At 51.0% G+C, this 25,717-nt stretch carries 28 protein-coding genes; 14 read left to right on the top strand and 14 right to left on the bottom strand.

The window, feature by feature from the left end:
* Nucleotides 1-41: 41 nt before the first annotated feature.
* From R6H26_RS11605 to R6H26_RS11580, 6 genes are all read right to left on the bottom strand, one after another.
* Nucleotides 42-1,373 (bottom strand): hypothetical protein, encoded by a 1,332-nt coding sequence (locus R6H26_RS11605; protein WP_404790603.1) that lies wholly within the window; start codon nt 1,371-1,373, stop codon nt 42-44.
* A gap of 45 nt (nt 1,374-1,418) precedes the next feature.
* A complete protein-coding gene (locus tag R6H26_RS11600; RefSeq protein WP_404790602.1) occupies nt 1,419-3,281 on the bottom strand; it encodes an ABC transporter ATP-binding protein in 1,863 nt (620 codons plus the stop codon).
* 83 nt (nt 3,282-3,364) lie between these two features.
* Nucleotides 3,365-4,339 carry a hypothetical protein gene (locus R6H26_RS11595; protein WP_404790601.1) on the bottom strand — a complete coding sequence of 325 codons (975 nt, stop codon included), beginning with the start codon at nt 4,337-4,339 and terminating at the stop codon, nt 3,365-3,367.
* A gap of 126 nt (nt 4,340-4,465) precedes the next feature.
* Entirely contained in the window at nt 4,466-5,449 is a 984-nt protein-coding gene (locus R6H26_RS11590; RefSeq protein ID WP_404790600.1) for a glycosyltransferase family 4 protein, read from the bottom strand.
* 94 nt (nt 5,450-5,543) lie between these two features.
* The gene (locus R6H26_RS11585) at nt 5,544-6,557 is read right to left on the bottom strand and encodes a glycosyltransferase family 2 protein (protein ID WP_404790599.1); all 1,014 of its coding nucleotides are present in this window, start codon (nt 6,555-6,557) and stop codon (nt 5,544-5,546) included.
* A 94-nt stretch (nt 6,558-6,651) separates the two neighbouring features.
* Nucleotides 6,652-7,629, bottom strand: coding sequence for a glycosyltransferase (locus tag R6H26_RS11580; RefSeq protein ID WP_404790598.1), 978 nt, complete (start codon nt 7,627-7,629; stop codon nt 6,652-6,654).
* Between the two features lie 544 nt (nt 7,630-8,173).
* Here R6H26_RS11580 and R6H26_RS11575 point away from each other — a divergent pair.
* The gene (locus R6H26_RS11575; protein ID WP_404790597.1) at nt 8,174-10,204 is read left to right on the top strand and encodes a protelomerase family protein; all 2,031 of its coding nucleotides are present in this window, start codon (nt 8,174-8,176) and stop codon (nt 10,202-10,204) included.
* A gap of 90 nt (nt 10,205-10,294) precedes the next feature.
* Nucleotides 10,295-11,509 (top strand): bifunctional sterol desaturase/short chain dehydrogenase, encoded by a 1,215-nt coding sequence (locus R6H26_RS11570; protein WP_404790596.1) that lies wholly within the window; start codon nt 10,295-10,297, stop codon nt 11,507-11,509.
* Between the two features lie 61 nt (nt 11,510-11,570).
* Here the strand turns inward: R6H26_RS11570 and R6H26_RS11565 are convergent, their stop codons facing one another.
* Entirely contained in the window at nt 11,571-11,855 is a 285-nt protein-coding gene (locus R6H26_RS11565) for a BrnA antitoxin family protein (RefSeq protein ID WP_404790595.1), read from the bottom strand.
* Nucleotides 11,856-11,866: 11 nt separating this feature from the next.
* Complete coding sequence (locus R6H26_RS11560) at nt 11,867-12,127, bottom strand: BrnT family toxin (protein ID WP_404790594.1); 261 nt, start codon at nt 12,125-12,127, stop codon at nt 11,867-11,869.
* A 203-nt stretch (nt 12,128-12,330) separates the two neighbouring features.
* Here R6H26_RS11560 and R6H26_RS11555 point away from each other — a divergent pair, with 203 nt between their 5' ends.
* From R6H26_RS11555 to R6H26_RS11535, 5 genes are all read left to right on the top strand, one after another.
* Nucleotides 12,331-12,711, top strand: a complete 381-nt coding sequence (locus R6H26_RS11555; protein WP_404790593.1) for a type II toxin-antitoxin system RelE/ParE family toxin — start codon at nt 12,331-12,333, stop codon at nt 12,709-12,711.
* Nucleotides 12,698-13,012, top strand: coding sequence for a helix-turn-helix domain-containing protein (locus R6H26_RS11550; protein ID WP_404790592.1), 315 nt, complete (start codon nt 12,698-12,700; stop codon nt 13,010-13,012). The genes R6H26_RS11555 and R6H26_RS11550 overlap by 14 nt, the downstream gene beginning before the upstream one ends.
* 324 nt (nt 13,013-13,336) lie before the next feature.
* Nucleotides 13,337-14,488, top strand: coding sequence for a hypothetical protein (locus R6H26_RS11545; RefSeq protein ID WP_404790591.1), 1,152 nt, complete (start codon nt 13,337-13,339; stop codon nt 14,486-14,488).
* A gap of 4 nt (nt 14,489-14,492) precedes the next feature.
* Entirely contained in the window at nt 14,493-15,455 is a 963-nt protein-coding gene (locus R6H26_RS11540; RefSeq protein ID WP_404790590.1) for a hypothetical protein, read from the top strand.
* 79 nt (nt 15,456-15,534) lie between these two features.
* Complete coding sequence (locus tag R6H26_RS11535) at nt 15,535-17,202, top strand: alpha/beta hydrolase (RefSeq protein WP_404790589.1); 1,668 nt, start codon at nt 15,535-15,537, stop codon at nt 17,200-17,202.
* Between the two features lie 377 nt (nt 17,203-17,579).
* Here the strand turns inward: R6H26_RS11535 and R6H26_RS11530 are convergent, their stop codons facing one another.
* The 6 genes from R6H26_RS11530 to R6H26_RS11505 all read right to left on the bottom strand — a co-directional run bounded on the left by R6H26_RS11530 (nt 17,580) and on the right by R6H26_RS11505 (nt 20,586).
* Nucleotides 17,580-17,879 (bottom strand): type II toxin-antitoxin system RelE/ParE family toxin, encoded by a 300-nt coding sequence (locus tag R6H26_RS11530; protein ID WP_404790588.1) that lies wholly within the window; start codon nt 17,877-17,879, stop codon nt 17,580-17,582.
* On the bottom strand, nt 17,880-18,158 hold the full coding sequence (locus tag R6H26_RS11525) for a type II toxin-antitoxin system ParD family antitoxin (RefSeq protein WP_404790587.1): 279 nt from the start codon (nt 18,156-18,158) through the stop codon (nt 17,880-17,882).
* Between the two features lie 207 nt (nt 18,159-18,365).
* Nucleotides 18,366-19,514, bottom strand: coding sequence for a phosphoserine transaminase (locus tag R6H26_RS11520; RefSeq protein WP_404790586.1), 1,149 nt, complete (start codon nt 19,512-19,514; stop codon nt 18,366-18,368).
* A gap of 117 nt (nt 19,515-19,631) precedes the next feature.
* Nucleotides 19,632-20,075 (bottom strand): type II toxin-antitoxin system YhaV family toxin, encoded by a 444-nt coding sequence (locus R6H26_RS11515; protein WP_404790585.1) that lies wholly within the window; start codon nt 20,073-20,075, stop codon nt 19,632-19,634.
* Complete coding sequence (locus R6H26_RS11510) at nt 20,065-20,388, bottom strand: hypothetical protein (protein ID WP_404790584.1); 324 nt, start codon at nt 20,386-20,388, stop codon at nt 20,065-20,067. The genes R6H26_RS11515 and R6H26_RS11510 overlap by 11 nt, the downstream gene beginning before the upstream one ends.
* A gap of 54 nt (nt 20,389-20,442) precedes the next feature.
* A complete protein-coding gene (locus R6H26_RS11505) occupies nt 20,443-20,586 on the bottom strand; it encodes a hypothetical protein (protein WP_404790583.1) in 144 nt (47 codons plus the stop codon).
* Between R6H26_RS11505 and R6H26_RS11500 the strand changes: the two genes are divergently transcribed.
* From R6H26_RS11500 to R6H26_RS11470, 7 genes are all read left to right on the top strand, one after another.
* The gene (locus tag R6H26_RS11500; RefSeq protein WP_404790582.1) at nt 20,585-21,991 is read left to right on the top strand and encodes an alpha/beta hydrolase; all 1,407 of its coding nucleotides are present in this window, start codon (nt 20,585-20,587) and stop codon (nt 21,989-21,991) included. The two genes, R6H26_RS11505 and R6H26_RS11500, sit on opposite strands and share 2 nt — an antisense overlap.
* A gap of 425 nt (nt 21,992-22,416) precedes the next feature.
* Entirely contained in the window at nt 22,417-22,935 is a 519-nt protein-coding gene (locus R6H26_RS11495) for a phycocyanin subunit beta (RefSeq protein ID WP_404790581.1), read from the top strand.
* An 89-nt stretch (nt 22,936-23,024) separates the two neighbouring features.
* On the top strand, nt 23,025-23,513 hold the full coding sequence (gene cpcA, locus R6H26_RS11490; RefSeq protein WP_404790580.1) for a phycocyanin subunit alpha: 489 nt from the start codon (nt 23,025-23,027) through the stop codon (nt 23,511-23,513).
* A 148-nt stretch (nt 23,514-23,661) separates the two neighbouring features.
* A complete protein-coding gene (locus R6H26_RS11485) occupies nt 23,662-24,501 on the top strand; it encodes a HEAT repeat domain-containing protein (RefSeq protein ID WP_404790579.1) in 840 nt (279 codons plus the stop codon).
* Between the two features lie 92 nt (nt 24,502-24,593).
* Complete coding sequence (locus R6H26_RS11480) at nt 24,594-24,917, top strand: helix-turn-helix domain-containing protein (protein ID WP_404790578.1); 324 nt, start codon at nt 24,594-24,596, stop codon at nt 24,915-24,917.
* A 145-nt stretch (nt 24,918-25,062) separates the two neighbouring features.
* Nucleotides 25,063-25,407 (top strand): type II toxin-antitoxin system RelE/ParE family toxin, encoded by a 345-nt coding sequence (locus R6H26_RS11475; protein WP_404790577.1) that lies wholly within the window; start codon nt 25,063-25,065, stop codon nt 25,405-25,407.
* Nucleotides 25,394-25,717, top strand: coding sequence for an addiction module antidote protein (locus tag R6H26_RS11470; protein ID WP_404790576.1), 324 nt, complete (start codon nt 25,394-25,396; stop codon nt 25,715-25,717). The genes R6H26_RS11475 and R6H26_RS11470 overlap by 14 nt, the downstream gene beginning before the upstream one ends.

Here is a 25,717-nt window from a genome sequence, read left to right as displayed (position 1 = left end):
TGCGGGATAGAAGAGGTGCAAAATGTGACGGGACGCGTTTCTTATTTCTTGACCAGCGGCGGCACGACGAAAAGCTTCTGGGTCTTGAGAACCGCCAAAATCTCCGCATCGACTGCTTTCACGCCCCCATAGGGCGCAAACTCCGCACCGCTAAAATTTCCCTTAATATCGAAATCTCGCACGCCCGTATCGTCCATATACCAACCGTAGGTTTGAATCGCTTCCAAGATGCGGCGAGCCGGCAGCGACAGTTTGAGCTTTTTTAAATCGAAGTTCGGGTCGAGCTGCACGAGAAAACCGTATCCGAGCAATCCTCGGTTGTTCTGGTCGATCGAATTGTCCACATTGTTGGCGGGGTAGACGATCGCCTTCCAGGCCTTATCCACCGGACCTGTGAGGGCGTGAGGAATCGGTCGTTCGGGGTCGATCGCCTCTCCAGGACGAATCAAGGCCACGAGGTCCGACTTCGCCGCAGCATTAATGCCCCACTGGTCCCCCAAGTTGGGCAACTTTTCTTTGGGGGTGACCGCTTCCCCAGACCAGTCGCCCAGCTTTGTACCTAAATCGGGGCGATCGCAGTCCGGCGACGAAATCCAGGTGGACACGATGGTGTTATCGGAACTGTCCAACCAGATGACGGTGCGATCCGAAGACTGATAGGGAACGCCTTCCCCATTTCCCCCGAGCAGCACGTTGGCGCTATTGCGAATGCGGGTGGTCGTGTTGTAGCCCTTGAACGGATTGTGTTGGGGGCAAACGCCCGTCTTGGCGTAGGCTCCATTTGCCAGCGAGATCCGCCGCACCGGATCGGTCGCCTTAGAAATCACCAGACCGATCCCAAAACCGTCGGAACCGTCGCCCGGAGGGCCCAATGTTGAGATGTGACCCGTCTGAACGTAACCGATCGGCAGTTGGACTCGGGGCCAATCCGAGGGGATTTTATGGTAGAACGGGGCGTCGATCGAGTAGGGCTGGGGATAATTGCCCGCGAGCGGTTGGGGCGTCATCGGAGACCACGCGGTCGGTCGCAGTTTGCGCAATTCTTCTTTGTCTAAGGAGAGATCGAATCCCGCAGCTTGGTACATGCGGACGATCTCTTTGCGCTTGGCCGCATACTCCGGCGGCAGCGTAATGCTGGGATTTGCCGTGCGATCGTAAATTTCGTCTGCGGTTCGCGAGCGCGCGGTCGGATGGGGTAAATAGGGACTCAGTTGAGGGCTAAAAGACAGATCGGGGACGCGGGTCGCATCGACGATCGTGCCAGCCATCTTGCTCGCTCCGCAACTGCCGACGATCGAGACCAACAGGACCAGCGCAAACCCCAAGGCGGTTTGCTTCAGTCTCCCGAAAAATCTGTTTGAAGATGGCTTCACGGCTTCAGCCTCAATGGATTGGCAAACAGTATTGACTTCTCCCCCTCAGGAGATCGGAACGGACTGCACGTTGTGGAACGACCAATACGTGCCCTTTTGACTGAGCAACCGCTCGTGTTGCCCGGACTCGACAATTCGACCTTTCTCCATGACAACGATGCAATCCGCATTGCGAATCGTAGAGAGACGGTGGGCGATCGTCAGAACCGTTCGATTTTGGCGCAGCCGCTCCAGGGCTTCCTGCACCAAACGCTCGGACTGAGAATCTAACGCGCTGGTCGCTTCGTCCAGAATGAGAATATCAGGATCCCGCAAGATCGCTCGCGCAATTGAGATCCGCTGGCGCTGCCCGCCGGAGAGTTGAACGCCGCGATCGCCAACGAGGGTATCGTATCCTGCCGATAGCTGTTGGATAAATTCATCCGCATTGGCAAACCGAGCGGCCTCTACAACCTGCTCGTCGCTCACATCTTCTAGACCGTACGCAATATTTTCGCGGATGGAAGTGTTGAAGATATAAGTATCCTGGCTGACCGTTCCAATGCACCGCCGGAGGGAATTGAGATCGTAGTCGCGGATATCGCAACCGTCGATTTCGATCGACCCCTTCGTGACATCGTAGAATCGAGGCACGAGTACGGCTACGGTTGACTTTCCCGCCCCGGAAAACCCGACCAAAGCAACGGTCTGACCGTAGGGAATTTCCAGATTGAAATCTTCGATCGCGTTGGTGCGACCGTTATAAGAAAAACTGACATTCCGAAAGCTAATCCCCTTTTGCAAGCGGTCTAACTTGCGCGTCCCCGACACCAGTGCTGCCGTGTGCTCGGACGACAAAGTGTCAGCAACCACCGCGAGGGAAGGTGAAAACTGCTGAATGGCCCCTCGGGCAGCATTAATGCGCTTGGTGACTGGCAGAATCTTGATCAGCGCCAGCATAAACGTCAACAACTCCGACGTTCCCAACAATCCTTTGACAATCAAAAAGTTATAGCTGCAGACCAAGATCAGCAGCGCCACCGTCATGGTGGCCAGTTCTGTGAGCGGGTCGATCAGCCTCATTTTTTTAAGAGACAACATCGTTCTATCCCGAACTGAGTCGCAGAGCTGATTAAAGCGCTTGAGTTCGAAGTCTTGAGTTGCATAGGACTGGACGATTCGCACGCCAGCCAGCGTATCGAGATATCGAATATGCATTGCTTCTCTGGCTTCGTACTCTGCCCTTCCCAAGGGCTTTATTTTTTTCAGCAGTCGGTTGAGACCCAGGCCGACCCCGGCAATCAGCACGATAATGAGCAACGTGAGCTGCCACGACAGCAAAACCATGGTGGCAATATAAGCCGTTAAGACGGAAAGCGCGATAAAAAGACTGATGACCCAACTCATCAGAATGTTGATGTTGTGAATTTCCGACATCATATTCGACAACGTGCCCATCTTTTCATTGTCGAAAAAGGTGATTGGCGCGTGCAGGTATTTTTCATAAAGGCGCTTGCGAAAGAGAGCGACTACATTTTGGAGGTAGATATTCGTACTGTCATCGGCCCAATAGCTAAAAACGACTTTAAGCAAGACAGAAGCCAATAAGATAATGCTAAAAAGAGAAAGTAAAACCCCTTTGGGCTGGCCGAGCAACCAAAGCGCTTGTTCTTGAAGAAATGGAAGTTCGGGCAATTTAAATTTAGTATTCTCGCTGAGCAGAAGTTGTAAAAAAGGAATGGTCAAACCGATACCCGCGCCATCCAGCAGCGCTGCCACGATCGTCGCAACAAATCCAATATAGAGCGGCTTGCGCGACACTTGCTTTCCAACTTGCATGAGCCGCCTAGCACTCTGCCAACGACTGCCAAGTTGAAATATTTGAGGCATTTGCCAAAGGCGATTCGATCGTTTTTCTTGCCGTTTCACAGTATCTCCGTATCTCTCAAAAAATTACATAATGGAAATCCGATGACACGAGAATCCTTCGCGGCGACCCTCCAATTCCGTTTTCAAGAAAAGGCTCCCTCAACCGTAGATTCAACCCTTCGGATTAAAGATTTTTTATAGTCTTGCCACCATATTTTTATTTTTTTAGATGAATTTTCTATATCGACCGACTGAATTAAGTCACCTAAATTCCTCCAATCATCAATCAAAGGGCAGGGAAAATCCGAAGGATATGCCTTTTCCCAATACTGATAGTTTCTCAACCAAAAGTTTTTATCTCGACTTCCATATTTAAGAATGAGTTGTGGATTAAATAAAACTGCCAAAGCACGAGCCATCGATTTAGTTTCAATAATCGGGATCGTGCCAGCTTCCAAGGATTCATACACGCGAAAACAATCCACCGAATAGTTTCCCATAGGACACAAGGAAAACTTCGTGTCGTTCAACAAGCCAGCATAGTCTTGAGTGGACAATGCATTGGGATCGTTCCATTGACTCGTTGCGTGAAATTTACCGCCTGAAATCTGTTTGGCATATTTCATCATTTCAAATCGAGATCCTTTAAGATGGCCCGCAAAAGACCATAAATACGGCCTCTCAGCCATAGATCGATCGACCAACTCGTGACTAAAACCAGACTTATAGCCAATGGGAAGATAGTGACAGTGGCTGTATTTCCTACAATCCTCTTCCTTATAATATTGTCTAAAAACAAAATCTAGATCTTGGTAAAATTTCGTAGATTCTCTATAAAATTCATCTCCTAAATGAAATAAGCCCACTTTCTTTCCAGCAGATTTGAAGCGCTTGATATAGTCATAAAATTGCTGGCGCTCTTCGCTGTAACTCTTTTGAGCCCCTGAACCCATAAAAAACGATTGACTGAGGTTGGCAACAACGATCGCATTATCGACGCAAACCCGATTCTCAAAATCAACGATATGATTTACTTTAAAGCCAGATAATAACAAACAGAGCCAGTCATACTCATAAGCATAATTAGGCTCGAATTTCCACCAAATCAAGTTAATCATTTCTGGCTTTAGTTTAATTTGCTTTAGTTTAATTGTCCCGAGTAAAACATAAAGAAATACTCTTTGGGCAGTGCGTTAAGTCCTTTAAAATTTCCACCCCGTCGATCTTTACTGATTTCCAAGCGGTCAGGAGGTCAAAGTTAGTTGCAAAATATCATCGACAGTATTTTGAACTAAATGATTCGATGTAACGTATATATATGCATCTTCTATTTGTTTTTGAGGAGCACCGCTAAATGTTTTCATATAATCTAATAACTGTTCGTCTGTATCGTAGGCAAAACCAAATTTATTCATTAATTTTGCACCCGCGAGGTTGCGCGCCGCCCAAGGCGTTTTATTGAGCATCGATTCGAGCAGCACCAGCCCAAAACCTTCGCGGTGCGAGTGCATAACATATAAATCTGCCTCTAAAATAGCAGAGATAACATCGTTCCGGTCGTCGATCATGAAGGGTTTCACAAATTTCGACTCTTCCGGCATCAAATTATATCGATTATCGTAACCCGTTAAGACAAGCGTTATATCCTCGCGATCGACGCGATCGAATAGACTGACCAATTCGCGCATCGCTTTATTCGGCCAATACCCACCGCACGATAAAAACATATATTTTGTTTCGATCCCATACTTCGCGCGGAAGCCAGGCATGCCAATAGAAACTTTTTCATCGATACTGTGTCGGATTTGTACCGATTTCGGCAATAGATTTTCACGTTCGACCAATTCCCAGTCTTCTGTTGTAGAACAACCAACGTACTTAACCGCTCGAGTCGCTCTCTGATAGATACGACTGTCTGAAGGAATAATTAACATGAGCAACATGGGCGATTTCAATCTTTTCGCGCTTTCTAATGTCAGTCTCACGATCGGATTTTTTTGAACCGGGAGATCGCCACCATGAACCACAATTAAATCCCATTTTTTCAGAAGAATAAATGGATTTTTTGTGACGCGAACTCCATTCAAGTCGCCTTTATGTTCGCCTGCCAACACCCAAACTTCATGACCGCGATGAAGCGTTTCCTCTGCCATATTACGGACGTAATTCTCAGAACCTCCAGGGAAAGGAGCGTATCGATGGACCACATACAACACTTTTTTTCTCATGTTGTTTTGATTCTCTTGTCATTTTGATAATACATGGAACGAATGGGAAAGACAGCCAGTTGCGCGGCGACGAAAAACGGGAATCTCGAACGACTCACCAGCCCAGAATTTTGAGAAACCGTTCGATGTAGCGGATATCAAACGTCCGGTTGTAGGGCTGATAATAGGCCTGAGAAGAGCGCAACCAGCGATGAACCCACTTGTCGATCTTGTTGCGCGGATCGCTCAGCGGACGCGAGGGATCCTTGCCGTAGATTTCGCGATACACTGCGTCCCAATCGACCGTCCAAATATTCTGCCGTCGAAAGTGCGCGGCACCATACTTGTCGAGCATATCGACCAGTTCCTTATCCCACCAAGGACGATGGGGACGGCGAACGCTCGTCATATCGATCCCCCGTTCCACGTAACCCTGCATCCAATGGCTCGGAATGGGGCGGATTTGGTCGGGCCTCAAGCTATCTTCTTCGTGGTATTGCCGATAGAGTTCGATCGCGCTGCGGTGGGGATTCACAACTCGCTCGAAACATTGATACCAGCGCCATTTACTTTCCCGGCGCATATCGTCGGTAAACGCAAAGTGCATCACTTTGATATCCCGCATCAGAATGTCCGGAGCGTTCAACGGAGCCGGGATCCGAGTCGTATGCAAGGTGCTCCAGGTGGGTTCGCTGCCATCGTCCATAAAGCCCCAGGCATAATCCCAAGGCGCCTGCCAATAATGCTCCAGATCGCTCATCAAGTTACACCACTTGAAGCGAACGGCAGTCCCCATGGGGGCGTCGAGCAGCGTCTGCCACTCGGGACTGGTCGTGAAGTTGGCCGTGAAGGCTTCATCGGCATCGAGGGTAATCAGCAGCCGAGGTCCGGGAATCTTGCGGGCCTCGTCCAACACGAGCTTTTGTCTTTCGGCTTCGTTGTAGCCCGTTGACGGATTGCGGACGACCGTTACTTTGGGGTAGCGACTGGCGATTTCTGCCGAGTTATCGGTCGATTGGTCCGCGAGGATAATATGGTCTGCCCAAAGGCTCGCGCACTGCAAGAACCGATCCAGAATCCAGGCTTCATTTCTGACAGGCGTAAGACAGATAATCGTCGGTTTTCCCATAATTTAGATCCCTTTATAAATCGCAAAAATAAAGACAATATATATCGCGCGAAAGGATGGCGATCGCCGACTGAGCAACGCGCTAGGGCGACCGTCAGCCAAACCAAACTTTAGAAAAATAGCCCCACTGCCAAGACAAAATTAGCCTTGCCCGATCCAAAAGTCCAATTTGCATGGGTCCGATTGGAATGGGGCGTTTGGGTCGAGGCAAGCACTCAAAGACGAGCGGATTGAGGTCCAAAACGCGTTTGAGTAGATTCCAAGTGCTGCTCAAGCGCTGGTAGAGCGACGATTTGCCCACGATATGATCGACTAAAGCAACCGAATAACCCTGCCAGTAACTGCGCTGGACCAGCCACTCCGGGTGGATCCGTTCCTTGGGAACCCAGTGGGACACGGCGGCTTGGGGGCTGTAATAAAATCCTTCTCCCTGCGCTTTTAAGGTGGCATTCAACAACGTCTCTTCCCCAGACAGCAAACTCTGCCCTTTGCGACCCAACTGCTCGCAAAAACCGCCCGCCTTTTCGAGGGCATCGCGGCGATAAATGACGTTTGCACCCCAAGGATATTCATCGTCTTCAAACCAGCGCGGGACATCTCCGCCATCGAGCATCGTGAAGAGCGTTTCCATCACCGGGGTAACCCAGTCCGGTCGGGGGATCTCCCAGAGCGGGTAAATCGGGCCGCCGATGCTGACGGGTTTGGGCTGCACCGTTTCAAACACTGTCAGGATGGCTTCAATCCATCCCTGGCAAGGAATGGCATCGTCATCTAGATACGCAATGTAGGGACTTTGAGAGACCCGCCAGCCCGTATTGCGCGCCTTAGAGAGCCCTTGCATCGGTTCGTAGACGTATCTAAAGCGGGCAAAGCGGGCTTGAAACGACTGACAGATCGCCGACGTGTTATCCGTAGAGCGATTGTCCACCACCAACACTTCAAACGCGTCGCTCGGAAGCGTCTGCTGGGTCAAAGCCTCTAAGGCTAAAAGGAGACGATCGGCACGGTTATAGGTACAGATGACGACTGAGATGAGCGGGGTTTGGTTTACAACGTTTGCGTGTTGCGACATACTGCCTCGATCGTCCACTTAGAACTCCACATTCAACATCCTCCCACCGCCAATCGGAATACCGATGTAGCGAGGGATTCCAAAGATCGCGCTTTAGATTTCGGACTGCTCGACAAACACCCCCCTCAAACGTTTGTCTGTTCGGTCCTGCCCCTGCAGAGCTAGGCAACCGACGGTCAATTTTGACAAGCTCGCACCCGTCCCGCAGCACTCTTACAGATGAGTTGCCTCACCCGTTCCCCCACTCGCAGCGTCGATTCACCGAGCTCGCCTGTCAAAGCTTCCGCGCGCCAGTGCGTTTGTATACGCCAACCGTACACAAACTAGCATCTAGATCGGCAAAATGTCCCGCACGGGAATTTGGATGCACCCGATCCCTGAAGGCTCTTTCCATGCCTCACACCATAGCAAATATTCCAAAAAGCTCAAGCGCTCGATCTTTTATGGCCGATCGCTTTTTCTTCGCGGGTTCGAGATGGTATACATACGAAGCGGAGGCAGCATTCCGCCACAGCAGTTCAATTCATCGGATAGTTCGCGCGCTATGTCTCGAGCCGATATCATTGATGCTTTTTGCGATCGCATCCACCGAGGAAATCGCCTGAGATTGTCTGGAGACGACTTGACCCAACTCATGGCGGGATTTATCGAGCTGCTGCAGGGGGTCGATTCTGAGGCCGAGATCGAGGCGCTCTGCGCGGCTGAAATCCGACTGTTGGAGCGGGGGTACCCGCAGACGACCTTAGCCACCAAGTATTTATCGAAATACCGCAAAGCGATCGAAGCGGCGATCGCAGACGGAACGCTGAGGCTGACGGCAGGCAACAGCCATCAATACATCCACCGGCAGCGCGTGACGGGCGTCCAGGAGACCCGCACGGAACATTGGGCCTTGACCCACCTCAAGTATGACCCGGAGGTCTACGAAGCGCTGGACAAACGGCAGTCTCAGATCAACCGCAGCAAGCAGTTGAGTTTGAAAGCGGTATCGGTCGACCGTTACCTCCAAGCCTTGCAAGATTTGCTCGCGGGGTCGGGGAAGTTTGAGGCGCGACGGTTGGCGATCGCCATTGCAGGGCTGACGGGACGGCGCATCGGGGAAGTGGTGGCTCGCGGCTCGTTTCAGCTGACCGACCATCCCTACATGCTCCATTTCGAAGGCCAGCAAAAACAGGCACGCGAAGGATACGACATCGTGACGCTCGTGCCAGCAGCGACGCTCTTCGAACGCGTTCGGCACTTTCGGCAGTTACCGGAGGTGCGGCAGTTCGCCGAGCTAGAAGCAGAGGACTTGAGAGCGGCCATCAATCAGTTCGACGTTCAAGCCAATCGCGTCTGCGATCGCTATCTGGGCCGAACGGGCGTGGTCCCGACGTTGGAGGGGAAAAAAGCCGTCACGGTGCACGACCTGAGAAGTCTGTGGGGTGCCGTGGCCGCCTATTTCTTCTGCCCCCAGCACCACCACGAATATGCGTTTCTCCAGCACTATTTGGGGCACGTCCTGGATTCGGGCGCTACGGGTAACTATTTTCGGTATCAGTTGGTCGACGATCGGGGACACCCGCTCGGGGATAAAGGGATACTCCTAGATCGGGTCGGAGCGCTACCATTGATGGAAGAGGAGAGCGGAAACACTGCTGCGCCGTCCCCTCAACCATTGCCGCTGCTAGAGTTGCTCGATGGGTCCGAAGCAATGGAGAACGCCAAGCAGAAGCCATCGAAACCAAAGGAACCCAAACGGGCGATCGCCTCGCGCCAAGAGACCGCCGCCGTTTCGCAGCAAGATTTAGCCGAGCTTCAAAAGGCGTGGCAGCTCGAATTGGAGCGCGCGCGCGCGGCCCTGCGGTCGGAATTTGAGGCCCAGATCCAGGCCGTTCGCATCGAAACCAACGGAGGCTGGTTCGTGCGCCGCGTGGAAGGATTGGAGCGCGAAAACCTCGACCTCAGACGGGAACGGGATCGGGCGATCGCCCAAGCCCAAGAAAGCCAAAGTTATCGAGAAAAACTGGCGCAGCTTCAGGTTGAAAACGCGGCCCTCGCCCAAACCTTGAAGCTGGCGCAAGACAAACTGGAGGGCTTCCGGCTGCTGCTCGATGGAACGGAGACGATCGCAACAGAACGCGCCAGCGAAGATGCGAGCACTCAAGAGCTTCCCCCCATCCCGTCAGAACAGCTCGACGCTCCGCCGATCGCGGCAGCGCCCCTCGAACCCGTTGCGACACAGCAAGCCGAACCGAGCCAGCCCGCTCGACCGACAACCCCTCAAGCGAGCGCGGACCTTCCCAAAGCGCGCGGGCCTAAGGCCGGCAAAGCCTTTCAACGGGCTGAGGCGATCGTCCTCGCCATTCAGGACTGGAATCGCCTCCACCCGTCCGAATCCTTTGCGATCAATGGCGGGATATTGGAGAACGTCTTCAGGATCCACCGCCAAGCCGTCAAGGAATTCTTTAACACCTACCAAAACGAACTGTGGGATTACCATCAGGAAATCGGCGTCGAAAGCCCCCGCTGGCACAATCGCGGCAAGGACACGCAAAAACTCAAAGCGTTTGTCACCCAAAGACTGCAGGGCTGAGCGATGGCCCGCAGAGGGTTCGCTTTGTCCCAACCCGCACGTCGGGTTACACTAACAAAAGATTTTTAAGGTAGGGCGATTCGAGACCGGATGGATGTCAATCTGTTACCCAGCGAACTATTCATCCAAGCTTTTCTAGGGTTGGGGTCCGTGCTCGCAGCCGAGGTGATTCGGGATGGCTACCATCTGGCCGGGCATTACTGGCAGCCACTCCAAGGCTTTCATAACCTCCACCACAAGGCGTACCGTCGCGATCTGAGCATGACCAGCTTAGAAGCGTATAAGAAGGCGCAGTGGTCCAACGACGTCCCTGAAGCGATCGCGATGGTGGCCCTCACGGCGGCGATCGCGGGACTCGCCCAAACCTGCGGCCTATGGCTTGGCATGTGGGCGGGCTGTCTCTATTCTTTAGGGTTTCTCATTCCGGCGATCGCCCGGTCCCAAGGATTCTTACTGCAAACCGATCTGACCCACAAGCCGGGGGATCTGGTCGAAATTCCGTCGCAGTGGAGCGTCAACCGCACCTATCACTGGCGGCATCACTTCGACCAGGGCAACGCTTACTTTTGCTCGACGGTGCCGCTGGTCGATAAGGTACTCGGTACGTGCCTTTCTCTCAAGGGGAAGGTCGTCGGGGTGACGGGAGCCTCCGGCGCGCTGGGGCAGGCGTTAGTCGAGGAATTATCCGCGCAGGGTGCGAGAGTCGTCGCCATCAGCACGAACGCAGATGTACGATTCAAGTCCGGGGTCGACGTTTTATACTGGCAAATTGGAGGCGAGGCGCAACTGAAAGCGAGCTTGGAAGGTATGGATATTTTGATCCTCAACCACGGCACGAACGTATACGGCGATCGCTCCTACGCCGCCGTGCAAAAATCCTTCGAGGTGAATGCATTCTCGACGCTGAAGCTGGCCGAGCTGTTTTTAGAGACGGTCACGAAATCGTCCCATCGGGCCATCAAGGAATTGTGGGTCAATACCTCCGAAGCCGAGGTCAACCCAGCCTTCAGCCCCCTGTACGAACTCTCGAAACGAACCTTGGGCGACTTAGTGACGCTGCGGCGCTTGGATGCGCCCTGCATTATTCGCAAGCTGGTGCTGGGACCGTTTAAGAGCCAACTCAATCCCTACGGCGTGATGAGCGCCCGCTGGGTGGCCTGGGCGATCGTGGCCCTCGCAAAACGAGATTTTCGCGATGTGATTGTAACCATTAATCCCATTACCTATATCGCGTTTCCCCTCAAGGAGTTGTATCAGTCCCTTTACTTTAAATTATGTACGAGGAAGAGTAAGCATCAGGTTTGAGCGCGCTTCCTACGCAAGCCTCGATCTTGTCAAAAGTCCAAAAGAACCAGAGCGACAATGCTTAAGATTTATTCTGTGCAACATATTCGCGCAAAGCGCGGTTGATGCTGGTTTGATACCCCTCATCTTGCGGGTGATGCGTCTTGAACCAGTCGATCAGATCGGCGTCGAGCCTTAGCGTAATCTGCTGCTTGATTGGACGATAGAATAGCCCGCGCTTAGCTTTGCTCCAGTCTCCGGTGGCCTCTGGGATAAGATCGGTGCGGGGCGGCTTCTTCGACGCGGCCAGCGCATCAATTTCCGCCTGTATCTCCGGTGGCACTGAATTAGAACGCGCCTTCTTCATAAGCCCTCCTTTCATAAGATGTTGCTTCGCGAGCACTGAATAATTCGCCCTGTTTCTTCACCCGTCAACGGATCGGGTTCCACCCATGTATGCACGACAAAAACGGTCATTTGCCCAATCAACCCTATAGTCTGCCAGCGCTCTTCGTGCGGATATGGATCGGGTCGGCTGACCGCCAAAGGATCGGCAAAAACGTATTGCGCGGCTTCAAAACTCAATCCGTGATCGCGCTTGTTTGTGCGATTCTTTTCGTCATTCCATTCCCAATGCAATTATAGACTCCTCACGCTCAATTGTAGCTACAAATATGTAGCTATATCCGTCGCATGTCAAGGATTTTATTAGCCTACTGCCACAGCTTTTCAAGCCGTCATACGAGACGCTAATAGGCGATGAGGCATTCTCTCTTGGTCGTCACCCTATAAGATCGCTAAATATATCACTAAGTGCTATATTTAGTTTGAGAAACGATGGCATGAAAATACACAAAACACGATGGTTCGTCCGCTGGGCGCGGAAACAGGGACTCAATGACTCTTCTCTTTGCGACGCGGTACGCGAGATGTCTGAGGGGCTTTATGAAGCCGATCTAGGCGGTGGTCTGATCAAAAAACGGATTGCGCGGCCTGGGCAAGGCAAAAGGGGCAGCTTCCGCACACTGATTGCGACCAACAAGGGAAACCGCTGGGTTTTCGTGTACGGTTTCTCCAAGAACGAGCGTAGCAACATTGATAAAGACGAAGAAGAAGCGTTAAAGAAATTGGCTTCGGAGCTTCTGGCTCTCACTTCAGAAGCGATTGAGCAAGCTAAACGTGCTGGCGAATTGATGGAGGTAAATTGCGATGAGAAAGACTAAATCACCGATTCTTGAGGCTGTCCACGAAACCGCCGCAGGACTCCATAAGGCTGGCGTGATGGATCGGGTCACGATGCGCGAGTTCGACCGGATGTGTTTGCCTCCGGTACCACCACTGAAGCCGGAACAAATCAAGCAGATCCGCGAAGCCTCGAAGGTGAGTCAAGCGGTTTTTGCGGCTGTGTTAAATACGAGCGTATCAACGGTGCAGAAGTGGGAAATTGGTCAGAAGCGCCCCGCAGGCACGGCTCTCAAACTCCTACACCTCGTGCAGAAACAAGGGCTGGAAAGTATGCTTTGAAAGCATCAAATCACTGGATTCTAAGCGTCGCTCCACCTCATGCACCGTCAAGTGTTTGCGATCGCCTATCGTTTTGTCGAGAATTTGCCCCACGAAATATCCCTGAAACGCTTACCCTACCCCAAACCCTCTCAACAAAAGGGTTCATTAAGTCGAGAGTGTCGCAGCAAACTAGGAATTGATGTAAAATTTGCGGCTTTTGGGAAAGATATAAACGACACACCCTCACAGAATATTTTCAGAGAAGCCCCGTCTAAGTATAAGAAACGTCTTGAATAGGTCTGGAGTAAAAATTAACAGGGTATGCGTGAGTTTTTGAAGAATATGACTGATGGTCTGATTCCTGCAGTTACCCAGAATGTGTCAACAGCAGCTCAAACTGTCATTGATGGTGCTAAGACAATGCTGACACCAGCTGCAGGTGTGATTAGACTTGATGGTGAAATCAATCAGAATCCTCAAGCCTTCGGTTTTGCATTTGAGCATCTTCAGGCGATCGCCTACAACATCAAGGCAGGACTCGCGGGAAGCGAAAATCGTGCCTGGCAGATTCCCCCTGATGGCACGAAGTCTGGTGCTGATATCTATGTGACAGATGCAGTGGGTCGAACCATTGCCGAGATTCAGGCAAAGGTGGGCAGTATCGATTATGTTTCCAAACAGGTAGCCTCTAGCCACTACCAGGGTCAACAGATTGTGGTGGATGCTGCTAATAAGGGTATTGATGGTGCCAATGTGGTGATCAATGTTGATGGCATTCAGAGTATGCCCATCGACAGAGCCACAGCAGAATGGGTAGCCCAGAATCCTTTCGAAGCAGCAATCCTTCTGGAAACAGCGGCATTTGGTGGCGAGGTGCTTGCAGGTGGAGGTTCCGGTGCAGTCATCAATGCCACCATTACCGTCATGCTACAAAGCATCAAGCTTATTGGTGCCTACTGTCGAAACGAGGAAACGATTTCAGCAGAGCTTCTGCAGGAATTTCAGTCTGCAACTTTGGAAGCATTAAGCAGTGGATTTCTGCGCGGTGCGGCTATTAAGATTCTCCAGCGCCTAACTGGCGGTAGTGGATTTGCTGCCCTGGGTCTGGCAGTCGGGGCAGAAGCTGTGCCAGCTCTGATACGGGTTCTCCAGGGAGAGCAGAGTCTAGAGGAAGCGGTAGCCCAAGTGGGGCCGCGTGCTGTGACAGCAGGGATGGTGACGATGGTAGTTCTGCTGATTCCACCCCTAGGTGCAGTTCTCTTCAGTGCCTCGATTTTGCAGGCAATCTGGGTTGAACTCACACCCGAATATAAGGACTACATCGTGCGGTCAGTAAAAGCAGCGGCACGAGGTGCGGTCGTCGGTGTCCAGGCAGGACAAGCGCATTGCAAAACTAACCCCTGGGATCTACTGGGTGCCTCATCTGCGAGTGCAACTGCTTCCTCAGCAGAGATGCAAACATTACAAAATGAACTGGATGCTTTGCTGGAGTAAAATCATGCCAATTTTTCAACCGGGACAGATTGTTAAACATGGTCATGGCCTTGCCGCGCACTATGCCGTTGTGCTAGCTGAGAACCGGACTGTTGGCTGGACAACGGAGTCCAACATTGAAGTAAAGCTCATTGATGGATTTTCCTGGGAAGTGGTCAAGGTAAGGGGGAATGCATTGTCCTTGGAACAGATCAAGGCAAATATTCGGGCATTTAAGGAATCTCTAGCAGGGAACACTCCACCTCGCTACCACCTAACAGAATTCAACTGTGAGCACTGGGCCACACTTATGGTGACTGGGCGTAGCTATTCTACTCAAAGCGGTTCAGTCAAGTTCGGGGTTGCAGAGATCGTCGGCGGAGCGATGGCGATCGGGGGGGCATCTGCAGGAACGGTTGTAAGCATTGCCTCGGCGATAGGAGCAGCCGCGTCTACTGGAACTGCAATTGGCTCACTGAGCGGAGCAGCAGCAACCAACGCTGCAATGGCATGGCTAGGAGGTGGCGCAGTTGCGGCTGGAGGAGGTGGTATGGCAACAGGCAGTGCCATCCTGGCAACAGTTTCTACGGGTGGGATGGTAATTGCCGTGGCTGGGGTTGGGATTATTACAAAGCAGGTTTGGGACAATCTGGATGAAGCAAAGCGTCAAGAAATTATTGAAACTGTAGATCGAGCAACGCCCGATCAGATCAAAGTTTTTACCAGTTCCACCAGTGAAGCACTTCAACAGTTTGTTGCCGAGAGTGCGGGGTGGCTAGGCGAACAGTCATCTCAACTAGCTCAGTCAGTTCAAGCAGCAATGCCTCACGAGTTTAAGAAGCAAATCCATCAATGGATGGGGAGTGGACAAGCCGCAATGGCGATTTCGGGCGAAATGACAGGGCAGATTCTAGAGGTCACTCAGGAAAAAGCTCGAGAACTTTTCCAAGGGGCTACCCAAAGATTCGGGCGTTGGTTTACAGATTGATATTACTTCACGATCAGACACCTATATAAATAATTATTTACTAAAACTAAACGTTCTCAAAATCGAGAGTATTTCCAAAATGGCATCTAAAAATATTTATATAACAAAACGCATTAAATTTATCCCCATAAAAATTTCAGTTTCATTGTCTGACTTGAGAAGCCTATCCAACACTCGAAAAGCAAGCGAATTTTTACTACAGACTTTAGAAAAACTTGGACAAATAGACACAGAATTTTTAGCAAATGTCCTAGGATCAGAGATCGCTCTCAAACCTGGCATAACTAACCAAACACTTCGTTCAACTATCGGCAAACAGATTGTAATTTTATTAGAAAATATTATTCACAGCAACAATCCCAATACTTCAACTCATTCAATTATATGCGATGGAGTAGAAAAAGCATTGGCAGACGATGGTCAAATAAGTCTAATAGAACTTCTAGAAAAGATGGAAGATGAAGTTACTTTAGATTTTGACAGACTTAGTGACTTGACAGAAGCTCTTTCCAAAGACAATATTGAAGATTTATTAGCTCATGTTTCTGACATAAAACCTAGCAATGACAACGTACGCGACTATATACTGTGGATCTTTATCAATAGCAGCAACTTACCAAAAACTTCGAAAATAGATTTATTAAATCATATAGAATTAGATATTTCCCAAGAATTCAATAAAACTGACACAACAAATTTAGATAGTATTATCGAAAGTTTAGACTCAAAGAACTCTCAAGATATTTTAGAAGAATGCGACGTTCTTTTTCATGAATATTCAGTTGTAAGCCTTAAAAACCAGGAGATTTTAGGATCTCTTTTTCGTAGGTGTGTTGAACTCACTATCGATGAAGTTGGAGGTATTCTCAATCGAGATTTTAACGCGACTGTTCGCTCAATAAGATTTAGTTCAAATGGGTCTTTCATTGCCGTAGGCAGTGATGACAATACACTTCAAATCTGGAAAACATATGATGCTGGGAAAAACTACATTCAGCGCTTTAAATTTAAAGCGCATGATGCTGAAATACGTGCTGTTGATTTTAGTCCAGCAGGTCATCTTATTGCAAGCGCAGGTGAGGATACATTTATTAAAATTTGGAACCCAAAAACAGGCACATTAGTAAAAGAAATTACCCGTATTCAAAAACATGGCATATTCAGTTTGGTATTTATAGATAACGACACTTTAGCTTGTGGGAGTTGGGATCAAAGCATATTATTTTTGAATATCTCAAGCGGTGCAATGATACGGACTTTGAACGAACATCAAGGTTCCGTATGGTCAATGGATATTCATCCTTTCAATCCAATTCTAGCAAGTGCTTCTGATGATAAAACAATTAGACTTTGGGATATAGAAACTGGCAAAAATACCAAGATTATTAATGGTCATAAAAGTGGAATATTTACCGTTAAGTTTAGTCCTGATGGGAAAATTTTAGCCACTGGAGGTTGGGATCAATCTATTTTTATTTGGCGCGTCGAAGACGGAGAATGCCTTGCTTGCTTAACACATCACAAAGCTGCTATTTGGCAAGTTAAATTTACCCCAGATGGAAAGTATCTGATTAGTGGGGCAGATGATCAAACAATAATCGTATGGAATTTGAAGAATTTTGAGCCTCAACTTACATTTCAAGGTCATAAAAATGGCGTTTATAGCCTTGATATATCGCCTATTGAGTCCTTATTAGTAAGCGGCAGTTGGGATAAAACAATGCGGTTATGGAGGCTAAAACTCTAGATTATCAATATTGTTTTGAATACTATAGCAGTCCTAGAAGAGTCGTAAAATCTAAAAGAATTTTAAAGCCTTACAAGTATTGATATGAATGAGCTTAAGATTTAATCAACCATCTTAAACAGATACTCCCTGAAAACCTTAACTCACAACCTTTTTAGCCTTAGCAGCCATTTTTTGTCCGTTGCTAAAACTAAGCCTCCTTGTAGTTATCTCCAGGTTCTCATTGTTCTGAACAAAGGTAGCTCACCGACCAAAGCCTCCTATTCGTGGTGATCGCTGCTGCTGCACCTGCGCTTGTCTAAGATGTTCCCGTAATCTACAAAGATTGGTCATCGCTCCAACCCTGGGCGATCGCCTAGTTGGCACTGGAATAGATGTTAATCGTCAGGGTGAAAGATCGCCTCTAAGTCACGCCCACCATGCAGCACCCGAACAACCTCAATGCCGCTGGGTATAACGCAATAGAAAATTACATAACGACCCAGCGGAAAGCTCCTCATATTTGCCGCCAGTTCATTACGCACACGCCCAATATTGGGCTGCTCTGCCAGAAGACGCAGTTTTCGATCTATCGTGTCAATGAAAGCATCAGCCTGGGCTTCACTGTCATCGGCAATATAATCCCAAATTTCAGCAAGATCGGCCTTTGCACGAGCAAGTTTGACAATCAAAGGCATTTACGCACCTGTAACACTACCGCTCAGCCGTCCAGCTCTGCGTTTGCGTCCTTCTTGCTTAATCTCATCCGCATTCCACGGCGTCGGATCGCCGCTTTCGATCCCATCGCGGATATCTTGTCTTAACTGTTCGAGCTTGATTGCTTGCAAACGGTCTTGCGCCTCCATCAGCCGCAAGGCTTCGCGCACAACCTCGCTAGCGCTGTTGTAAAGACCGCCCGCTACTTTTTGGCGCACCATGTCTTCCAATTGCGGGGTCAGATTGATATTGAGCGTCATAGGATGCCCCTATTGCGAACTACGTCTATTCATAACGAAATTGTCAATAATTGTCAATGATTGCCAATTCCAGAAAAATTAGACATCCACCCTACCGCCACAGCTTCTCAAATCTCGCTGGATTGCTAGCGGTAGGGAGATCGCCTAGTGTCCCCAAAACTTCTGACTTAGCAGGGCTTCTACTTCAGGCGATCGCCTTCCCTATCCCTAACCTTTGACCTCGTGGTAAGCCCAATCCAACCAAGGCAGCAAAGCTTCGATATCCTCTAGCTCGACCGTCGCACCGCCCCAAATCCGAAGACCCGATGGCGCATCCCGATAAGAGGCAATATCGTAGGCAACCTGTTCTGTTTCGAGCAGTCCCACCATTTTTTTAATGACCTTAGCCTGTTCCTCTACGGTTAACGCCACAAACCAAGGATCCACCACCTTGAGACACACGGAAGTATTGGAGCGGGTCATCGGCTCGACGGCCAGAAAGTCCACCCAATCCGTCCGATCGGCCCAATCTTCGATCGCCTTAAGATTAGAGCGCGATCGCCCCAGCAGCGCCGACAACCCGCCAATGGATTCGGCCCATTTGAGCCCATCTAAGGCATCTTCGACGCAGAGCATGGAGGGGGTGTTGATGGTATCGCCTTCAAAAATGGCTTTGTCAACCTTGCCGCCTTTGGTAATGCGGAAGATTTTAGGCAGGGGCCATGCGGGGGTATAGCGCTCCAGCCGCTCCACGGCGCGGGGGCTTAACACCAGCATCCCGTGGGCCGCTTCGCCGCCCATCACTTTCTGCCAAGACCAGGTGACCACATCCAGTTTGGACCAGGGCATCTCCATGGCAAACACTGCCGAGGTGGCATCGGCGATGGTCAACCCCTGGCGCTCATCCGGTATCCAGTCGGCATTGGGGACCTTGACGCCGGAAGTGGTGCCGTTCCAGGTGAAGACCACATCGCGATCGCAGTCCACTTGCCCAAAGTCGGGCAAAACGCCGTAGTCGGCCTTGAAGGTACGGCAGTCGCTGAGTTTGAGCTGTTTCTGCACGTCCGTGACCCAGCTCGAACCAAAGCTTTCCCAGGCCACCATATCCACGCCGCGCTCTCCCAACAAGGACCACAGGGCCAGTTCGACGGCACCCGTATCGGAGGCGGGCACGATGCCGCACAGGTAGGAGTCGGGAATGCCCAAGATGGCTTTGGAGCGGGTGATGACTTCTTTGAGGCGATCGCGGCCCGCACGCGAACGATGGGAGCGACCGAGGAGCGCGTTGCTGAGGACCTCGACGCTCCAGCCCGGTCGTTTGGCACAGGGACCGGAGGAGAAGTTCGGACTTGAGGGACGTTGGGTAGGCTTCGCCATAACAAGATTTAATCGGATTAAAAATTTAGAACAATGCAGCAGGAAAACGACGCATAGGCTGTCATTACTGTAGCGGGTTCTTGAGGGCTTATTTGCATGGAGCCATACCCAAAGCGCTTAATCGTCTGCGCTCAGCAACAGCAGCTCATCCAATGTTTCTGGAAAATCGCCTCGGTTGACCATGCGGCTAAAGGCAGCGTAGCAATCCTTTTTATCGCCCTCTTTACGCGGATATCCCAGCCAGAGAATAAAAATCGCATTCTGCTCTGGCGTCTTCAGCACCCGAAAAAACAGGCGATACCGTTCTGGCAAGCCCATTTTCTTAACGCGACCGTACTTTTTGAGCGATCCGGTGAGCGCAAAATGTGAGGCATAAGGATCGAGCGGGATTTTCTCTTTGATCGCCGTCATGATGGCGGCATAAAGCTTGACCGATGGATGCCTGAGATAATTCTCCGGCGTTAGGCTGCGCTTGAGCTGGCGCACTTCTGCCTGCAAATCTCGGCGCTGTTGCCCAAAAAGGCGTTTTACAAAGTAGATCCGCCAACCGTTAACGAGCATCAAGCTCGACCCCAGCGATCAGCTCGTCGTCTTCAGCAGCCATCGCTTCGGTATAGACTTCAATCTCTGAAGGATTCGCTAACGACTGCCGCATCAAAAAATCCAAGAAAAGACTCAACATTAACTCGTCTTCATCTTGTTCTTGCTGCGGTTGGGTCGCTCTGCGGATCAAGAGGGTGTCGGCGTCAATCACCTGAACGGTACCCCCGACTTCGGCAAACTGAGGGTTTTCCTTAAAAAAGCTACCGCTCAGACGATACCCTGAAGAGTTTCCAATCTTCGCCCAAGACGCTTTATAGGTTTTGCGAGCCATGGCACTGACAGACAATGGAATAATCGATGGTTATAACATTCAGTTATAACATTTCTACCCTTTAAGCCAATCGGAATCGGCGATCGCCGCTCCTTGGAGCCAACGGGTTAGGTAGAATTGTCGGTTTGTCAGCAGGGGAGAGGAGGTATCGATCTTGAGCAAGCGAGCTTTTGGATTCGTTTTAGCCTTTGCGCTCATGGCGATCGCCTGGTTCGGGCTAGCCAATCTCAGCGCAGGGTTAGAGGTGCGCGCTATTCCTCACAACAGCGTACCGATGCTGTTTATGACCTCGAAGGGAGCCAAACCTCAACCCGGCATTGTCGTGGCCCATGGCATTGCAGGGTCTAAACAACTCATGCTGGGGTATGGGTATACATTGGCCCACAACGGCTATAGCGTCTTACTGCTCGATTTTCACGGTCATGGGGCAAATACAGCACCACTAGACCAAGATCGTCTTCAGCAAGATCTCAATACGGCCTTAACCGCACTCAAGGCGCAACCCGAAGTCGATCCCAATCGGATTGGGTTACTAGGTCACTCCATGGGCAGCGGCGCAGTCATGACCGCTGGAGCGGAGGAAGGATCGTCAATAGCGGCAGTCGTCGCGGTCTCCCCAATCCATGCGCCGCTAACGCCCAGTGCACCGCGCAATCTTCAGCTCCAAGCTGGGGAATGGGAAGGACCGTTTGTGCAGCAATCTGCCCAGCTTTTACAGGATGCAGGCGGGCCAAACGCCAATCTGAAGGAAGGGAAGGGGCGATCGCAGGTCATTATTCCCCATGTCGAACACATTCTGATTCTGTTTAGCGATCGCAGTCATCAAGCTGCTCTCGATTGGTTCGACGCCGCCTTTGAACAAACCTCAACCTCTAGTTTTAGAGATCGACGCATGGTCTGGTACGGACTCCATCTGCTGAGCTGGATCCTGTTATTGAGCGCCCTATCGCCATGGCTGCAACAAGTCCGCTCCCATCTCCCTATCCAGCATCGCCCTGGGCGAAGTTGGGTGGGCCTCGGAATCGCACCTTTGAGTGCTGCCGGAATCATCTTTTTTATCAGCTGGCAAACATCGCTCGCAAGCATTGGAGGGCTACTCGTAGGCGGAGCGCTGGGGCTTTGGATGTTTGTAGCGGGTTTAACTTGGTGCGGCGTACTCTCTCGTTTTCCGCGTCCCTCCCTTAAATCCCTAGGGTTAGGCGTGTTACTGTTTGGCCTACTTTGGCTTGCCTTTGGCGCAATGGCCCAGGAGACTTGGTTGCAGTGGTGGCTCATCCCAGCGCGTCTAAAACTTTGGCCAGTACTAGCCTTTGCTTGCTTTCCTTGGTTCTTAGCTTCAGGCATTCTACAGATCGACGCAACCCGAACCCAGCAGATTCTGGGCTGGCTGGCTCAAAGCGTCGCCCTCGCGGGAGGGCTGAGCATCACGATCGTTCTGGTACCGCAGCTCGGCTTTTTAGCCCTCATCGTTCCCATTATTCCAATTGTGCTGGCCCTCTTGTCCTATACAGGCGCTCGAGTTCGAAATCCCTGGAGCTACGCGATCGCCAGCGCGCTGTTTTTCGGATGGACCATTGCCGCCACCTTTCCGTTATCCGCGTAAACCGGCGCCGATCGCAGGCTTTCCTCGCCCACAAAGCAATCCGCGACTTTTGGATCCGCTCGACCCCATGACTTTTATGACAGGATTATTGCGTTTTGTTAAAAAATGACAGATTTTGACAATTGAAATGGGATTCTCTCCCCCAAAATGTATAAAGTGATTCATAAGGGACGTAACAGCGGTTCGCGCCAATCTGAAACTCCCGCCCCTCAAGACATTGAGGCTTTAACACATAGGTTTAGATTTGTTTGATTCTTTACAGAATTTAACAATTCCTCCGGGGATTCGCGGGTTTTAGATTCCGAGATTCAACACCGTTTTGTTCGTGCCGCTTAGTTCGGGCCGTCAGACATTAATCGTCAGATTAATATTAACGCGTCTGAATTTAGACTCATCATCATCCAAGCCAATAGGAGACTCAAGACATGCTAGACGCATTTGCCAAGGTTGTAGCCCAGGCTGACGCTCGGGGTGAGTACATCAGCGATTCTCAGCTCGACGCTCTGGCTGCAATGGTTGCAGACAGCAACAAGCGCATCGATACCGTCAACCGCATCACGGGCAACTCTTCGACCATCGTTGCGAACGCAGCGCGTTCTTTGTTTGCAGAGCAGCCTCAACTGATTTCGCCTGGCGGCAACGCTTATACCAACCGTCGCATGGCTGCTTGCCTGCGCGATATGGAAATCATTCTGCGCTACGTCACCTACGCCATCTTCACGGGCGATGCCAGCGTATTGGATGACCGCTGCCTCAACGGCCTGCGCGAAACCTACTTGGCGTTGGGCGTACCCGGCGCTTCGGTCGCGACTGGCGTCGGCAAAATGAAGGAAGCGGCGATCGCCATTGCCAACGACAGAGCTGGCATTACCCAAGGGGACTGCAGCGCGCTGATGGCTGAAGTTGCAACCTACTTCGACCGCGCTGCTAGCGCTGTTGGCTAAATGGCCTCCGTTCGTATCTGGTCTCAATTGATGCGAACCTTTGACGAATTAAACCATTTTTGTATACCCACACGGGAGATCGCAATCCAATGAAAACTCCATTAACCGAAGCCGTTTCCGCTGCCGATTCTCAAGGTCGTTTCCTCAGCAGCACCGAACTCCAAGTTGCGTTTGGTCGCTTCCGTCAAGCTGCTCCTAGCCTTCAAGCTGCTAAAGCGCTATCTGCTAAGGCTTCTTCTTTGGCCGAAGGTGCGGCAAACGCGGTTTACCAAAAATTCCCGTACACCACCCAAATGCAAGGCAACAACTATGCTTCTACCCCTACGGGTAAGGCAAAGTGCGCTCGCGACATCGGTTACTACCTGCGCATGATCACCTATTGCTTGGTTGCAGGCGGTACGGGTCCCATGGATGACTACCTCGTCGCTGGTTTGGCTGAAATCAACAGCACCTTCGAACTGTCTCCCAGCTGGTATGTGGAAGCGCTGAAGTATATCAAAGCCAACCACGGTCTTAGCGGCGACTCTGCCACTGAAGCCAATTCCTACATCGACTACGCAATCAATACCCTTAGCTAAGGCTATGGCAATTGTTTAGCGTTAGTCTTTGAACTAATTTAAGAGTGCTGCTCCTTTATATAAGAGCAGCACTCTTTTTTTGCCCGGGAAATCGCCGGGCAGATTTAGACCCTTGATTTTGCAACAGACGGTGCCCTAGGTTGAACGCATGACAACGTTAGATCCATCCGAAGATTTTCAAGACGCGATCGCCCCGACCGATCGGCCCCTCACGACAGAGCAGGCGATCGCCAATCTCAAGGGCACGGACTCCGGCGATCGCTATTATGCAGCTTGGTGGTTGGGCCGTTTTCGCGTTCGGACACAGGAGGCGGTAGATGCGCTGGTGGCAACCCTGCTAGATGAATCCGATCGCACGCCGGAGGGCGGCTATCCGCTCCGACGCAATTCGGCACGGGCGTTGGGCAAGTTGGGGGATGGGCGGGCGGTGCCGGCGTTGATAGAGTGTTTGGCCTGTTCTGATTACTATGTGCGGGAGGCGGCGGCGCAGTCTCTGGGCGCGCTGGGCGATCGCGCTTGCAGTTCGAAACTCATCGCGCTGCTCGATGGCGGGGTGGCGGCAGCGCAGCCGATTCCAAATTGCCCCCATTTGGCCCAACCCTACGATGCGGTGTTGGAAGCGCTGGGGACGTTGGGGGAGAGATCGGCCATCGCCGTTGTGGAACCGTTTCTAGAACATTCCATGGAGTTAGTGCAGTATGCGGCGGCGCGGGCAATGTATCAGTTGACGGGGGATGTCAGCTATGGCGATCGCCTGGTTGCGGCGCTTGGGGGCGATAAGCTTCAGCTCCGACGGGCGGCGTTGGCGGATATTGGGGCGATCGGCTATCTCAAGGCGGCGCAACCCGTAGCCCAAACCTTGGCGGAAAACAGCTTGAAACTGATTTCGCTGAAGGGGATTTTAGAGCATCAGATTGAAGGGACAGAGCCTTTGATGCTGTCTGAGGAGGCGATTCAGGTGATGCAGTTAATGGATGGGCTGCTTTGAGCTGGGCGATCGCGCAGACGACCTGTCCTAACCGCTAAGCTCTGATTACACCCATCCACGATGTCCGTTTCTTGAGTCTTGTAGGCACGATCGTGAGCGATACATCTACCCATGACTATGTTGAAAGCAGCGGCAATGTTTTTGCCGATATGAATCTTGAGGATGCGGATGAACTCTTGACTCGCACTCAGCTTGGCTATTCGGTGCGGCAAATTTTGAAGGAGCGGGGTCTCAAACAGCAGGATATCGCGACTTTACTGGAGATCAAGCAGCCAGAGGTCTCTAATCTGATGCAGGGAAAGTATCATTTATTCTCCGAAGGCAGGCTATTTAGCTTTTTAAGAAAGCTGGATCGAAAGGTCATTATCCAGATTTCTCAGCATCAAGAGGGGAGCCTTTTCAACAGGTTGCGATGAGTACGTAAAGGAAGGGCGATCGCCTCCCTCTTCCCAACTCCCCTTAACTGTGGCGATCGCACGTCTTTGCCCAGTTCATCCTGTTGCGTTCGATGTGTCTGCCTACTATAGTTGGCTATACTAGGCAACGAGGTAAGGACGGACTTTGACTCAGGGCGTAAATCCTAAACAGGTTGTTTTTTACGCGGATGAAGACGGAAATGAACCGTTTCAGGCGTGGATGGACAACCTGCGCGACCAACAAGGCAAACGGCGAATTATTAGCCGTCTATTTCGGGTTCAGCAAGGGAATTACGGAGATGTTAAACCGATAGGCGATGGGCTTTCCGAGTTACGCATATTCTTTGGCCCTGGATATCGAGTGTATTTTGGCGAAGAGGCTGGAAACATGGTCGTTGTTCTTTGCGGTGGCGACAAGGATAGTCAAAGTCGGGATATTGAGGCCGCTAAAGTCTATTGGAAGGAGTATAAAAACCGTGAGAAAGCTTAGAACCCTCGATGAGTTCGCGGAGGGGTATTTTCGCGACCATCCTGACGAGATCGACGATTATCTAACGGAAATTTTTCAAGATTTTGCAGAAGATAACGATACCGGAGCTTTACTGGCGGCATTGCGCGTTATTGCGCGCGTGCGGGGTATCAGCGATATAGCGCAAAGCACGGGTATGACGAGACAAGGGATACAGAAGGCTTTATCTATGGATGGCAATCCACGCCTTGGAAATGTCATTTCTATTATGAAGGCGATGGGCTATTGTCTGGTGCCGCAAAAGCTGCCGTCGGTCGATACGCCTCTTTAA

This window comes from Altericista sp. CCNU0014, from assembly GCF_044923475.1.
Taxonomy (GTDB): Bacteria; Cyanobacteriota; Cyanobacteriia; order Thermosynechococcales; family Thermosynechococcaceae; genus JAAURS01.
This window is presented reverse-complemented; position numbering and strand designations above follow the sequence as displayed.